General features: G+C 58.9%; 9 protein-coding genes and 1 riboswitch. Of the genes, 2 read left to right on the forward strand and 7 right to left on the reverse strand.

Going from position 1 to position 14,956, the window contains the following annotated elements:
• Positions 1–5: 5 nt before the first annotated feature.
• The 6 genes from uca to M5G26_RS02780 form a co-directional block, all read right to left on the reverse strand.
• Positions 6–3,638 (reverse strand): urea carboxylase, encoded by a 3,633-nt coding sequence (gene uca / locus M5G26_RS02755; RefSeq protein ID WP_273914387.1) that lies wholly within the window; start codon positions 3,636–3,638, stop codon positions 6–8.
• A 253-nt stretch (positions 3,639–3,891) separates the two neighbouring features.
• A complete protein-coding gene (locus M5G26_RS02760) occupies positions 3,892–4,533 on the reverse strand; it encodes an urea amidolyase associated protein UAAP2 (RefSeq protein ID WP_134178104.1) in 642 nt (213 codons plus the stop codon).
• An 11-nt stretch (positions 4,534–4,544) separates the two neighbouring features.
• Complete coding sequence (locus tag M5G26_RS02765) at positions 4,545–5,270, reverse strand: urea amidolyase associated protein UAAP1 (protein WP_273914388.1); 726 nt, start codon at positions 5,268–5,270, stop codon at positions 4,545–4,547.
• A 25-nt stretch (positions 5,271–5,295) separates the two neighbouring features.
• A complete protein-coding gene (locus tag M5G26_RS02770) occupies positions 5,296–6,084 on the reverse strand; it encodes an ABC transporter ATP-binding protein (protein WP_273914390.1) in 789 nt (262 codons plus the stop codon).
• Positions 6,081–6,896, reverse strand: a complete 816-nt coding sequence (locus tag M5G26_RS02775; protein WP_122608834.1) for an ABC transporter permease — start codon at positions 6,894–6,896, stop codon at positions 6,081–6,083. Before M5G26_RS02775 ends, M5G26_RS02770 begins: the two co-directional genes overlap by 4 nt.
• An 18-nt stretch (positions 6,897–6,914) precedes the next feature.
• Positions 6,915–7,982, reverse strand: a complete 1,068-nt coding sequence (locus M5G26_RS02780) for a putative urea ABC transporter substrate-binding protein (protein WP_273914391.1) — start codon at positions 7,980–7,982, stop codon at positions 6,915–6,917.
• A 63-nt stretch (positions 7,983–8,045) separates the two neighbouring features.
• A riboswitch (guanidine-I (ykkC/yxkD leader) is annotated at positions 8,046–8,146 on the reverse strand.
• Between the two features lie 283 nt (positions 8,147–8,429).
• Between M5G26_RS02780 and M5G26_RS02785 the strand changes: the two genes are divergently transcribed.
• Positions 8,430–8,693, forward strand: coding sequence for a hypothetical protein (locus M5G26_RS02785; RefSeq protein WP_134178108.1), 264 nt, complete (start codon positions 8,430–8,432; stop codon positions 8,691–8,693).
• A gap of 181 nt (positions 8,694–8,874) precedes the next feature.
• On the forward strand, positions 8,875–9,282 hold the full coding sequence (locus tag M5G26_RS02790) for a hypothetical protein (protein ID WP_064388490.1): 408 nt from the start codon (positions 8,875–8,877) through the stop codon (positions 9,280–9,282).
• A 124-nt stretch (positions 9,283–9,406) separates the two neighbouring features.
• Here the strand turns inward: M5G26_RS02790 and M5G26_RS02795 are convergent, their stop codons facing one another.
• Positions 9,407–14,701, reverse strand: coding sequence for an SET domain-containing protein-lysine N-methyltransferase (locus M5G26_RS02795; protein WP_273914392.1), 5,295 nt, complete (start codon positions 14,699–14,701; stop codon positions 9,407–9,409).
• Between the last annotated feature and the right edge of the window lie 255 nt (positions 14,702–14,956).

A 14,956-nucleotide genomic window follows, 5' to 3' on the forward strand; every position in this document is an offset into this window, starting at 1 on the left:
TGGCTTCAGTCGAGTTCCAGCACCACGACCCGTTGTCCGGCACGCACCGCCGAACCGGGCTGCACGCGGATCTCGCGCACCACCCCGGCCATCGGCGCGAGTACCGGGATTTCCATCTTCATCGACTCGAGAATCACCAGCACATCCCCCGCCGCGACACGGCTGCCGGCCTCGACCTGCACCTGCCAGAGATTGCCGGCAATGTGGCTGTCGACGCTGTGTTCTCCGTCGGTTAGCGGCGCGTCTTCGCTGGACTCCGTCACGGCTTCTTCGCTGTCGAAATGCGCCTGGCCGCTGGCGATCCAGCGTTCACGCTCAGCATTGAAGGCGCCCTGTTGCTGGGCACGAAAGGCGTTGATGCCTTCGGCTTCGCGATTGAGAAAAGCCTGATAATCGGCGAGGTTGAGCTGGCTGTGTTCGATGTTGAGATCGAAGCGCCCGAGTGGAAAATCCCTGCGGATGCGTAGCAGTTCTTCGGCGCTGACCGGGTAGAAACGAATCTGATCGAAGAAGCGCAGCAGCCACGGTTTACCGTCGAACGCGGCGACTTCGCGGTAGCGATTCCACATCTGCAAGGTGCGCCCGACAAACTGATAACCGCCGGGGCCTTCCATGCCGTACACGCACATGTAGGCGCCGCCGATGCCTACCGAGTTTTCAGCGGTCCAGGTGCGCGCCGGGTTGTATTTGGTCGTGACCAGGCGATGGCGCGGGTCCAGCGGCGTGGCCACTGGCGCACCGAGGTAGACGTCGCCAAGGCCCATCACCAGATAGCTCGCATCGAACACCGTGCGCTGCACTTCGTCGAGGTTCGGCAGGTCGTTGATGCGCCGGATGAACTCCAGATTGCTCGGGCACCACGGCGCGTCCTTGCGCACAGTGGTCATGTATTTCTCGACGGCCAACTGGCAGGCCGGGTCGTCCCACGACAGCGGTAAATGCACAATACGTGACGGCACTTGCAGATCGTTGGCCGCGCACACCGCGTCCCACTCACCGGCGATGATGCCGAGCAGATCAGCCAGCGGCAGTTGCTCGGGCTGGTAGTGGATTTGCAGCGAGCGGATACCAGGGGTGAGGTCGATCACGCCGTGCAGGGATTTGTGTTCCAGCGCTTGCATGAGGGCGTGGGCGCGAAAACGCAGCACAAGATTGAGTTCAGGCTCGCCGATTTCCAGCAGTAAATGGGTGTCGCCAGAAACCCGCCCGACCAGGCGCATATCACCCTGACCCAACTCCAGCACCACAGGCGACACAAGATCCTGTGGGAGCTGGCTTGCCAGCGATGAAGTTAATGCGGTGTCTGGCCGGGCCCCATCGCTGGCAAGCCAGCTCCCACAGTTATCCCATTGACAGGCGAGATCGCGAGCGGTTTTTAGATTGACGGGGATGAACTGGATTCTATCGCCAGACTTGAGCTGCCCCAGTTGCCACAGGTCCGCCTCGATCACCGTCACCGGGCACACGAACCCGCCAAGGCTCGGGCCATCCGGGCCGAGGATCACCGGCATGTCCCCGGTGAAATCCACCGCGCCGATGGCATACGGATTGTCGTGAATGTTCGATGGATGCAACCCGGCCTCGCCACCGTCGGCCCGCACCCATTCCGGCTTCGGCCCGATCAGGCGCACACCGGTGCGGCTGGAGTTGAAATGCACTTCCCACTGGGTTTCAAAAAAAGTGCCGATGTAGTTTTCGGTGAAGTATTCCGGCGCAGCGTGCGGGCCGTAAATCACCCGAATCTGCCGCACCGCCGGCAACTCGCAAATGTGCTGGAGTGCCAGTTGTTGACCGCTGCTGCGGTCAGTCAGCGCAGGGATATGCAACACATCCCCGGCACGCAACGCCCGCCCGCCATGCCCACCAAACTGGCCAAGGGTGAAGGTGCTTTTACTGCCCAGATAATCCGGCACCTGCAAACCACCGCGCAGGCACAGATAACTGCGTGCCCCGGCGCCGCTGATGCTGCCCAGATGCAACGTCGCACCCGCCGGGATCAGCAGCGCGGTGTTCATCGGCACGCTTGTGCCTTCAAGCGTCAAGGCAATCGGCGCACCCGTCACCGCGACCACTGCTGCGCAATTGAAGCGCAGCAACGGCCCGCTCATGGTGATTTCCAGCGCCGCCGCGCCGTCAGCATTGCCGAGCAGACGATTGCCCAGACGCAACGCGCGGCTGTCCATCGGCCCCGACGGCGGTACACCGACCGCCCAGTAGCCGAGGCGACCGGGATAGTCCTGCACGCTGGTTTGCGTGCCGGCGCTGAGCACTTCGAAGGTGTTGGCGCGATAGACCAGACCTTCCAGGCAACGGGTCCACGGCTCGCCGCTGGCGAAAGGCGTGTCGAGGAGAATCTGCCGCAGGTAATCGCGGTTGGTTTCCACGCCGTACAACAGACTGTCGCCCAACGCTTGATGCAACTCGGCACGCGCCTGTTCGCGGGTCGGCGCCCAGGTGATGACTTTGGCAATCATTGGATCGAAATACGGCGGGATCTCGCAGCCAGCCTCGACCCAGGTGTCGATGCGCAGTTGAATACCGTTGGCTGGCGGGAATTCCACGGCCGTCAGCAAGCCTGGGCTCGGCTGAAAATCGCGGCCCGGGTCTTCTGCATAAAGCCGTGCCTGAATCGCATGGCCTTCAGGTTGCAAACCACGTATGAGCTCGCTCAGCGGCGGCAGATCACCGGCCGCTAACTCGACCATCCAGCGCACCAGATCGACGCCCCAGACTTGTTCGGTGACGCCATGCTCCACCTGCAACCGTGTGTTCACTTCGAGAAAGTAGAAGCGCTGCGCCTCGCTGTCGAAGACGAATTCCACCGTGCCGGCGCTGCGGTAGTTCACCGCTTTCGCCAGTTTGATCGCCGCTGCGCACAGCGCATCGGCCATGCCATCCGGCAGGTTCGGCGCCGGGGTTTCTTCGAGGACTTTCTGATTGCGCCGCTGCACTGAGCAGTCGCGCACGCCGAGGGCGATGACCTCACCGCGACCGTCACCGAACACCTGAACTTCCAAATGGCGGGCGCGCTGAATGTACTTCTCGATGAACACCCCGGCGTCGCTGAAGTTGTTCTGACCGAGGCGTTTCACCGCTTCGAACGACTCGCTCAGTTCGCTGGCGCTACGGCACACTCGCATGCCGATGCCGCCACCGCCGGCGGTGCTTTTCAGCATCACCGGGTAGCCGACTTGTTCGCCGGCAATCAGCGCGGCGTCGAGGCTGTCGAGCAGTTCGGTGCCTTCAAGCATCGGCACGCCGTGCTGTTTGGCCAACGCGCGGGCGGTGTGTTTGAGGCCGAATACGCGAAGTTGCTCCGGCGTCGGGCCGATGAAGGCGATGTCGTGTGCTGCGCAGGCTTCGGCGAACGCGGCGTTTTCCGAGAGAAATCCGTAGCCGGGATGGATCGCCGTGGCGCCGCTTTGTTTTGCGATGGCGAGGATTTTGTCGACCGCCAGATAAGTGCCGGCGGCGGCGCCTTCACCGAGGCTGTGGGCTTCGTCGGCGTGCAGGAGGTGCAGGCTGGCGACGTCGGCTTCGGAATACACGGCCACGCCTTTGACCTGCAGTGAAGCGAGGGTGCGCAGGATGCGGCAGGCGATGGCGCCACGGTTGGCGATGAGGACTTTTTCGAACATGGCATAACCCCTGAAGGGGGAGCGGGCCGTCCCGCTGTTTTTCGACAGACATCCGGGCCGTCCCGGATGACTTAAATCCACGCCGCACCTGTAGGAGCTGCCGCAGGCTGCGATCTCTTGATTTTGCTTTTTGAAAATTCAAGATCAAAAGATCGCAGCCTGCGGCAGCTCCTACAGGGGAGCGGTTATTTGATGCACTGGCCGGAACGCGCCTGGCAAAGTGCGAAAAGCCAACGACGCAAACGACTGATTTTCAGTTCCATACCAACAGCTCCGCAGGTGTCGGGTTGTAGGCGTTGCACGGGTTGTTCAGTTGCGGACAGTTGGAAATCAGCACGATCACATCCATCTCCGCACGCAAATCGACGAACTTGCCCGGCGCGGAAATCCCGTCCTCGAACGTCAGTCCGCCATCCGCCGTGACCGGCACGTTCATGAAGAAATTGATGTTCGGCCCGATGTCGCCTTTGCCCAATCGCCCGTCATGGGCGCAGGCGCGCAGGTAGTTGTCGCGGCAGCTGTGCATGTAGCGTTTTTCCAGGGCGTAGCGCACGGTGTTGCTCTCTTGCGCGCAGGCACCGCCGAGGGTGTCGTGGCGTCCGCAAGTGTCGGCGACGATGGTCAACATCGCGTGGCCGAGGTTGGAATACAGCACGCTGCCGGTGCTCAGGTAGACGCTGTTCTGCCGTCGCAAGGTGCGCTGCACGTCGTAGCGTTCCTTGGGATTGGCGAGGCTGTAGAACAACGTATCGACGGCCTGATTGCCTTCCAGATCGAGGATGCGCAGGGTCTGGCCGGCCTTGACCTCCATCAGCCAGGGTTCACCGGCCGGGATCGTGGCGCGGTACACCGCTGTGTCGGGTTGTTTTTGCGAAGTGGCGATAGCAACTGACATGGCAGCGATCCTCAGGCGAACAAACGGTCGGTGTTGATAAAGCCGCGCTCATTTTCCGGGCGCGAGGTGCGGCAGTGTTCGGCGACGCTGGCGTCGGCGTTCATCCAGCTCAGCTTTAGCGGTTTGGGTGCGTATTCAGGCGAGGGATCCATCGGGTGTTGCAGCGCGGTGAGCACCACCAGCGTGTCCATCGGCGCGTACAACTCGATGTAATCGCCGGTCTTGGAATTGCCTTCGACGAAGTGGAAACGCCCGGCCTCATCGACGTTGACGCGGCTGAACAAATTGAGGGTCATCAACAGGTCGGACAGGCCCAAACCCCACTTGCCGAGTTCCACCAACAGGTTGTCGGTGCCGTTGCGGAAGAAGCCGTTGCGCAGTTCCTGATAGCGGCCCTGACCGTACTTCTGCGCAACCTCTTCAGCGCTGAGCACACCGCCGAGGCTGTCGCTCCAGCCGCAGGTGTCGGCGGTGATTGCGGCCAGCACGCGGCCCATGTCCGAGTACAGGCAGTGGCCGCTGGTGAGCTTGGCGGTGTGTTGGCATTTGAGGCTGTCGGGCAGGTTCAGCCGCTCGGTTTTTTCATTGGCGTTGAGCAGGGTCAGGCTGACGTTGGCGCCGCCGCGCAGATCGGTCAGGCGCAGCAATTGGCCGCGCTTCAACACGAAGGAACGGTGGCCGCCGCCGGGGAGCATTTCTTCGGCGAAGGGTGGGAACAGTTGGGTTGAATCCGTCATCGGTTTATTCATCGAAGCAGTCCTCTCAAGCGGTGCGAAGGGCGCCCGCCAGTGGTAGCGGCAGGGCATCGACGGCGGCGCGTTGGGCGCGGCGGTCGCTGTTCAAAGGGATGTCGTAGGTGATGCGTGCGCCATAGGCGCCGGGGGCGTGCGGGTCGAGACGAACCTTGTCGAACACCAGCAAACGCGTGCCGAGGCTGAAGCCTTCGGTCAGGTCATGAGTGACCATGAACACGGTCAACCGGGTCTCGCGCCACAGCTCCAGCAGCAAGGCGTGCATGTCTTTGCGGATGCCCGGATCGAGCGCGCCGAACGGTTCGTCGAGCAGCAACACCCGTGGTTTCATGATCAGCGCCTGGGCTATCGCCAAGCGTTGCTGCATCCCACCGGACAACTGCGCCGGGTATTTGTCGAGGGCATGGCCGAGGCCGACTTTATGCAGCAATGCCGCCGCTTGTTCGCGCGCATCACGTTTGGCGCTGCCGAACAGCCGGCCGAGCAACGGTGCACGCGGCAGTTCGAGGCCGAGGGCGACGTTGTCCAGCACGCTCAAATGCGGGAATACCGAGTAGCGCTGGAACACCACGCCACGGCTGGCATCCGGCTCGCTGGCCAGCGCTTGACCGTCGAGCAGAATCTCGCCGCGACTCGCCGTTTCCTGACCGAGCAGCAAGCGCAGGAAGGTCGATTTGCCACAACCGGACGCGCCGACCAAGGTGCAGAATTCACCCTCGTTGACGCTCAGGTTCAAGCCTTCCAGCACCACTTGATCGGCGTACTGCTGCCAGACGTTTTTCACCGTGATGAAGCTCATTTGGCCGCTCCCTCATACCAAGGGAAGGCGCGACGGGTCAGGTACTTCAGACCCCAATCCATCAGCCAGGCGAGGAGGGTGATCCACACCACGTACGGCAGAATCACGTCCATCGCCAGATAGCGTCGCACCAGAAAAATTCGGTAGCCGAGGCCGTCGGTTGAGGCGATCGCTTCGGCGGCAATCAGGAACAGCCACGCCGAACCGAGCATCAGCCGCAACGAGATCAACAAACGCGGCAACAGTTGCGGCAGCACTACGCGCAGCATCAATGTCCAGGTCGAGGCGCCGAGGGTCTGCGCCTTGATCAGCAGTTCGACGGGAATTTCCCGCGCGCGCTGTTCCAGATCGCGAGCGAGGGCCGGGGTGATGCCGATCACGATCAGCATGACTTTCGACAACTCGCCCAGCCCGAAGACGATGAACAGAATCGGCAGGATTGCCAGTGGCGGCACCATCGACAACACCGTCAACAGTGGCGACAAAGGTGCGCCAAACAGCGGCAGCGTGCCGGCGGCGATGCCCAGGCACAGCCCGGCCAGCGCAGCAATACCGAGGCCGATGGCCAGGCGCCGCAGACTCGACGCGGTGTCCTGCCACAACAGGTAGTCCCCGGTGCGGCTGTCGGCATTGAAGGCCAGACGTTTTACCGCGTCGCTCATCTGTACGGCGCTGGGCAGCAGTTTGTCGTTGGGGTTGTCCGCCAGGCGCTCGGCCGAGCCCATGAAATAGGCGAACAGCAGCAAAGCGAACGGCAGGATCACCAGCAACAGGCGACTCGGGCGATCCGGGTGGCGATTGATCAGGCGCATGGCCAAATCCTCCGTGGCTTACAGCTTGGCGTCGGCGGCCATCTGCACGTAGGTCGGATCGAAACGCAGCTTGAGGTTGCCGGTGTCGCCACTGGTCACGCCGTTGGCGAAGGCCATGCCGACCGCGCTGGTGTCTTTCGCGCCTTCGCCGAGCAAGCCGTGCTGGAAGGAGAATTCGGCGACCTTGCGCATGGTTTCCGGCAGTTGCTTGCTGGTGGCGAAACTCAGCGCTTCGCGCGGTGTGGCGAACAGTTTGGTGGTGTCGAGTTGCGCCTGGAATCCGGCCAGATCAGTGCCCGAGGCTTTGGCCATATGCTCCAGCGCAGCTTTGCTCGCGGCGTTCTTGGCGTTCATCAACTCGACCACTTCGAACCACGCACCGGTCAGTGCTTTGCCCAGCGCCGGGTTGTCTTTGAGGGTGGCGCTGTTGACCACCATCATGTCCATGATCTCGCCGGGAATCTGGCTGGAATTGAACACTTCGGTCACGCCCGGCTTGGCCTTGATGTCCGAGAGCATCGGGTTCCAGGTGGTCACGGCGTTGACCTGATCGGTGTTGAATGCAGCGGAAATGTCGGCGTCGGAGGTGTTGACCACTTTCAGGTCTTTTTCGGTCAGGTCGACCGAGTCCAGCGCGCGGGCCAGCAGGTAATGCGAGACCGACAGTTCGACCAGGTTGACGTCCATGCCCCTGAGATCGGCGACTTTCTTGCCGTCGCCCTTGAGGACGATGCCGTCGTTGCCGTTGGAGAAATCGCTGACGATCAGCGCGGTGCTGTCGACGCCGCCCGCCGCTGGAATGGTCAGTGCGTCCATGTTGGTCATGGTGCAACCGTCGAACTGGCCGGCGGTGTACTGGTTGATCGATTCGACGTAGTCGTTGAGCTGCACGACGTCGATCTTGATCCCGTATTTCTTCGCCCATTTGTCGACGATGCCCTGGCTGCCGGCGTATTCCCATGGCATCCAGCCAGCGTAAATCGTCCAGCACACGCTGAAGTGGTCTTTCTGGGCGGCGGGGGATTGCGTGCTGATGAGCGCGGCGAACGCGGCGGCGAGCAGGGCGGGCAAACGTAGTCGGGTCATGGTGGATTCTCCAGTTGATCAAGGGCGGACAGGAAGGCAACGCGGCACCGCGAACGGTGGCTTGTCTCCCGGGCTTTTGTCCCGCCGTGTAACCTCAACTGGAGGTCGCCAACTCTCGGACCAGCCACTCGCGATTGCGAGCCGGAACCCTAGTCAGCCATTGCAAATTGTGGTGCCGCGAACCTGTGATGACTCCTGCACGGGTTTGCTAAAGCGAGACGCGTGCCAAGTCGCGTCAGGCGCTCTGGCACGGGCGCGCGGGTCGCATCGGGTTGGCGGCGAGGGCGCTGAGGCGCTTTGAGTTGGTGCGCGGCTGCACCGTGATGCAGCGCGATTGCCGCTGATCCGATGGTTTTGCGCTGTCGGCACTCGGCATGGCTTCGTCAGTCAAAACTGATGTCAGCCGGTCTGTGCCGACTGCTGTCGCAGGTCTTTCAGGAGGCCGCCATGCTTATTCAGAAAACGTTGCGAAGGGTGCTGCTGGGAGCGGTGCTCGGTTTGGGTCTGTCCGGTTGTTATTACTACACCGGACCCTACGATGCTTACCCGTCTACTTACTACTATCCCGGCTATTACTCGCCTTATTACTACGGTGGTTATTACGGTCCGCGCTACTACGGCGGCGCGCGTTATTACCACGGCGGCTACGGTTATCGCGGCGGTTACGGACGGGGTTATCACGGCGGCGGATATCACGGTGGTCACCATTAATCAGCGGCTGAATGACGGCGTTTTTGCGGATGAACAAGGTTTCATCAATCACTTGTTTCAACTTGTTGCAGGAACGCACCAGATGCCGAAAACGCTGTCTGATTTTTCGACAGTCACCGATTAAATGACTGTCGCCTGCCAGCGTCGCTGGTGTGGCCAACCCGCGGTCCAGGAGGCCGCCATGTATAGACGAATTCTTCTGCTTGCTGCGTTGATGTTTTCCGTTGCCGGTTGCGTCCCGTACTCCTACGCGGACTCGTATTACAGCTCAGAGGTCTACACCTCACCTGCACCGGCCTACTACAACACGGGTGGCACGTATTACAACGGTGGCAGCAGGTATTACGCGCAGCCACGCTATTACCAACCAGCCCCGCGGTATTACCAGCAACCGCGCTATTACCAATCGGCGCCGCGTTACTATCAACCGGCCCCGCGTCATTATGAAAGCCGTCGCTGGCACGGCAATGATCGCGGACGCTGGGATGGCCACCGTCGTGGCGGTTGGGACAACGATCACCGCGGTCGTGGTAATTACGATCGACACAGCGGACGCGGTGACCATAATGGGCGTGGCAACCGTTGGTAATGACCCGCAAATGAAAAGCGGCGCTTGAAGCGCCGCTTTTTTGTGCCCGGAATATCATCAGGATGAAGGTAATTGTAAAACGCACCAGAGGATTGATGGCCGTAACAGCTTTCTGCCCGAGCGTTCAGGGACCAGGATCCGGCTTGATGGCGATATCCGGTATCGGCTGATAGGCCAATCCATAGTCCACCAGCAGTTCTTCACCTTTCTTGATATCGTTAAGTGCAACGTAGAACGTCAGGTTTTTTCCGACCGCAATGGCGGTGACATTGTTCGTTTTCCAGGCCGGAAATCCGCCCAGTTGTGAGGTGTTGATCAGGCTAAGTGTGTTGCCCGTATGCAGTGCACTTACCGAGCGTTTGCCCGAACGTGTGCCGAACAGGTAGGTCAGTACAGCCCGTGAACCTTTCTTGCGTATCTCCTGAAACAACGACTCTTCTGATTCATGGAATTTGCCTGCGTACGGTCCAAGCACTTCAAACTGTGGAATATCGCGTCGCGCCCACACCGAGTCACCGCGATCTGGCCCGTGCTCCAGATCCGTGAAAACACTCAGGGTCTCGTCAAATCTGGACTGATGATGACCCTCTTCATAAAGCCATTTTTTTACCGATGTAATGATCTGGTTTCTTGTGACCTCCCTCTTTGCGTTTGCAAGGTCGTCAAGAAGACCGTTCCAGTGGGTGATAGCAATCTTTTCGATTTCTTTCTCGACCTCCAGCGTCATACTCCGTCCGGTGACCGGGTGTTGCAGAATCGGTAGCGTGTTGTTGATCTTATGAGGACGCAAGAGCGAGGTAGTGCCGAGCTCAAACTTGATTGCGACAGGCAGGATGTCCGAAGAGGGGCCAGAAACTTCTTCGGCACGCTCTGGCGCGTCTGCGGGTCTTTTCGGTTGTGGTGATTCCAGTGAGTCCTGCGCCGGCCGTTTTTGTGGCGTATTCGTTTCAGGTTGTCGGCCTTCAAGACGTGGCATGCTGCTTTGACCCGCGCCTTCGAAACCTCGCAAGGCTGTTTCTTTCAACGTACCGTCTATGTTGACGAAGCTTATCCATTGGCGTGGATCCAGCCCGTTCTGATGCATGAAGTCCATCGCCGTCACTTTGTTTTCCACTAGCGTTAAATTCGATTCCCAGCGGCGTAAGTGCTCGTTGGTAATATCGTTATAAGTAAGGCCCGTTAACTTTTGCATCACGAACTGCCCCCTTGGCCCAAGACCTCCATCGACCCGGACATAATTGGGGAATGTGTTCGGATAAAGATGATGATGACCGGCGAATCCTTCCAGGGTCATTGTGTCTCTCTCTTGCTGAGACATGTTTTGCCACTCAAGAATATGTGTTTCATCCGGCTGGTTGAACGGTAAGTCGGCAGGACGGTTACGCACCAACATGCCGCTCGCGCTCAACTCGCCGTCAGGCTTCACGTAGTACTCGAATGTTTTTCGAGACAGGTTGTGCTGTTTGGCAAAGCCCTTGCGCGTAAGCCGACGGCGCTCCGCTTGCGGTAGCTCCTCCCAGTCCCGCAAATATTCGGCGATGACCCTTTGCTTGCGCGCTATCGAAGTCCGGCCTGGTAGCTGGTTGGAAACTTCAGGGGGTGATGCAGTTTTGATACGTTGCAAGGCTACGGCTCTGAGGGATCCATCGACTTTGACGTTCGCCTGCCATGCAGTAGGATTGATTGCGTGTTGACTGACGAATTCCTCTGCCGTGAGGGTGTTGTTCTGCTGCAGGGAGCGCTTGTGCCACTCACTCAAATGCTCATCGGTCAAAGGGTTATAGGTGCCACCGGCCGCCCGGTGCAGCAGGGATTTTCCAGCAGGCTTCAGGCTTCCATCGGCTTGCACATATCCGGCAAAGGTCTCCGGGTGAAGATAGTGCAGACCGCAATACCCTTGAGTTGTGATGGTGTCACGTTCTAGCTGGCTCTTGTTTTGCCAGTCACGGACATGCGTAGCGCTTGTCCTGTTGAAGGCTTTGTCTGTCGGACGGTAACGCACGAGTAAGCCGGTTTCACTGAATTGGCCGTCAGGCATCACGTAGTATTCAAACGTTTTTCGCGGCAGATTGTTCCGGGCCGCAAATCCTTCACGGGTCAGCTTCTGCTTCTCTGCTTGAGGCATTGCCTCCCATAGTTTCAGGTGCTCGGCAGTGATCCGCCGAGTCTTGCCCTTCCACACCCGGCCGGGCACCTCGATTTCCCGAATCACCTGCGCATCGGGTTGCTGAGCCGGGACAGCCGGGTTAGCGTTTTCTCCTGCGTTACCGAGACGTTTGAGACCCATCTTTGTCAGTGATCCATCTTGCTTGACGTGCTTTTTCCATATGAAGGGGTTGAACTGATGTTGCTGCATGAACTGCGTGGGTGTCATCGCGTTGCCCGGTTCACTGAAGCGCTTACGCCACTGCTCCAGATGATTACCAGTCAACGTTTTATAGGACCCTCCGTTCGCCTTGTGCAGCAGCGCTTCGCCCGCCGAGCCCAAGCGACCGTCGGCTTTTACGTAACTCCGTAAGGTCGCCGTGTTGAAGTGATACTGACCGGCAAATCCCCCCATGGTCATTTCGTCACGGGCGTTCTGCGTCATGTTCTGCCACTCGAGGACATGCGTTGCGTTCGGCAGGTTAAAGGGGGTGTCAGCGGGGCGGTCAAGCACCAGCATGCCGGCAGCGCTCAATTCGCCGTCAGGCTTGACGTAATACTGAAATGTTTTTCGAGGCAATAGATATTGTTGGGAAAAGCCGCTACGGGTAATTTGCTCCTTTTGCGCCGGCGTCAATTTTTGCCATATCCGCAAATGCAATGCGGTAATTTCCAGCCCACCCCCTGACGCGCCCAGTCGTTGCCACTGATCACCCTCTATATTGCGGAGCAGCAAATGGGTCTTGCGATTTTCGTGATAAATCTGGGCGTCAATCGAGCCGTCCTGCGCACGCTGGACATTTTTGACCTCGTAAATAGCCGTTCTTCCGCTTTTGTCGGTATGGCGGATATGGGCCACGTGCCCATCGACAGCGATATACAAGCCTCTACTGTTGGGTGAGAGCCCAGCGATTGCCGACTCTGGCACGCTGAACTGACCGAACATCCTGTAGCTCAGATCGCCCAGATCATCGAAATCCGCATGTTCCACCTTGCCGGCGACCGCCTGGGTGGCGATCACAAAGTCGTCGAGCGGGCTACCATAAGGCTGCATCGTGTCGACATCGAATGAATACCATTGGCCGCTCTTGAGTATGGCGGCACCCTCCACTGTCTGATCGAATACCTTCACGGTGCCCGTTGCCGCAGCGTCATATTGTTTGCTGATGGCTTTCAATACGTCGTAACGGTCGGCGGCGCCCCTGAGCCGGTTGACGGCTTTGGCACCTTTGGACAGAAGATAAAGGCCACCGGTGCCTACAAGTCTGGCCAGATCACCCAAGCCACCCACCGGGTTGAGCACATCGATGGTGGCGACACCGATGACCTGGGCAGTCTTCAATGCCCTGGCGCCAGTGGACAGAACAGTTCTGCCGATCCTGATCAGTTTTCCTGCAGTGGCGACGCCCGCCGTGAGAAAACCGAATACATCCACAGTGAGATCAAACACCGCCTCGCCGTAGTTGCCTTTCTGGAAATTAACGATCGCTGATCGAAAGGGGATCAGGTTCAATAAAAACTCACCCAGCGGTTTGGGCCGGTAATAGTCGTCCATGGGCGTCTGCCCGCGCGCCAGCTCTTTGATCGCGGGATCATCCAGATCGAGATGTTGCACAAAGGCGTCGGCAATCGCACGGGACCGAGCGCTGTTGAAATTGTTTACCAGTGATTCGCTCAAAGCGTGTTCACGCCCCAATTCATTCGCCGCCTCAAGGGGGACAAGCTCTCTGGTCGTGAAATATTTGTTGGCTTCCCTTGACTCCTGTTGCTTTGCCTTGTGCAAGGTGGTTCGTTCAATCGTGTCTTTATTGATATTGATTTCATAGGCCTGGAACTTACCGCTCAGCTCCGTCTTGATGAGCAGTCCGGGCTCGTTGGGACAAGGGGTATGATTGAAAAAGCCATCCGACACAAAGGAACCTTGTTGGAAAAAGCTGATTTTCCCAAATTCGAAGTTCTTTCTCTCCTCCCGTGGCAGCAGGCAGATCATGTGTCTGATTGTTGTATTGACCGCAGCCTTTTTATCCACGATTGCGCGTGTGAACTGCCGCTCGAAGGCCTCCCGCACACCAAACGTCGGGTTGTTGTTCAATGCTTCCAGTGGGAGGCGGGCATCAGTGGAAGCAAGGGGGCGCGGGTTGGGCAAGTCCATCATCGCGTAATCCAGTAGCGAATGGATGCCACTGAAACCCGTCTGTCCACTCTCGCCGCGATACGTATCCGTGTGGAGTGCCTTGACTTCGAAAAGCGTGCCCAGGTCGCCAAACCGCTCTATCAACAGGGACAGGGCAATGTCTTTTCGTGTTGGTAATGCCTTGTCCAGAATTCTGGTGGCAGCAAGACGCTCATCAAGCTCTTGATTAAATGTCGCCCTTATCGTTTCAAGTTGACCGTCGGTGTAGGCGTCATCGTTTTTTTTCAGGATGATTTCGTTGGCGACGGCCCAATCGAGTAATACGGCTGTCTGAATGCGTTGAGTAGATGCCGGGTCAACCAAGCGAGCATTTTCAGCCTTGCTCATGACCTCGGCAAACGTCAGGCCGGGGACTTTGCCCGGTGTATGAGCTTCGATGGCTATTGCCGCCATGGTCAGGTTCGTCCATGCCAGACTGCCGACTTTTACATTCCCGGGTATGCCCTCAATCAGAAACTGCGGTGCCGACCTGCTCAGCAAAAGGTACGCACCGGCTTTTGCCAGGGCAGCGCTGGTTCTACCTTCACGGCTCAAGTGTTCAGCGAGGTCATCGACGACGGCAGATGCATGCCGGCCGCAGTGTCGATTGCTGGCCAGATCGAAGCCAGCTGCCTTGTTGCGATGGGGGGCAGTGATCGACTCAGGATCCATCTGCAGTGCGATCCCCGCCAGCAGGTAATCCATCGCACTGCTTTCGCTGTCGATACCCTGCATTCTTCGCTGCAATGCAGTGCCCATCAGTTGTCCTTGCGCAGAGCTGATCAGGCTTTCCAGTATCCGGGCCGGATCGATCGCGATGTTATCCGGGAGTGGACAGCGATAACGCAAAAACTCCAGCACACCTCCCTTGGTCTGCATCACCAGTGGCCGGTCGCCCAAATGGTGTGCATGGCTCATGGTGATCAGGCGCAAGCGGCGTTGTTCGTCTGCGCTCAGGGGAATGGGCCAGTACAACGCCCCACCCAAGTTAGCCACAGGAGGAGCCAGCAAGTCGATGTCATCAGGTCCTGGCGTGGATTGATCGTAAGGGGAAAGCAGTTGCGTCTGCGAAGGTGTGAGTAGGAGGGTATTGCCCATCATGAGACTGTCCATAGTCAAAGAGTCATCCTTGGGAGCGCGCAGGTTGGCGCTTCCAGCGTTCACGAGCGTAAAAACACTCCGAGAACAAACGCCATAAACCAAGTGTGAGTCTTTGCGTACAGGTCAGATGAGCCCAGTGTCGCGCGACCGGACAGGATGTAAATGGGCTTCCTGTCCAACCCGGCGATTAGCTCAGTAAACCGTCAAGTTCACCAACGGATGCCTCCCCGCGTTATGACGCAAGCCGTCGCTGGT

This window comes from Pseudomonas sp. TNT2022 ID642, from assembly GCF_028656995.1.
Classification (GTDB): Bacteria; Pseudomonadota; Gammaproteobacteria; order Pseudomonadales; family Pseudomonadaceae; genus Aquipseudomonas.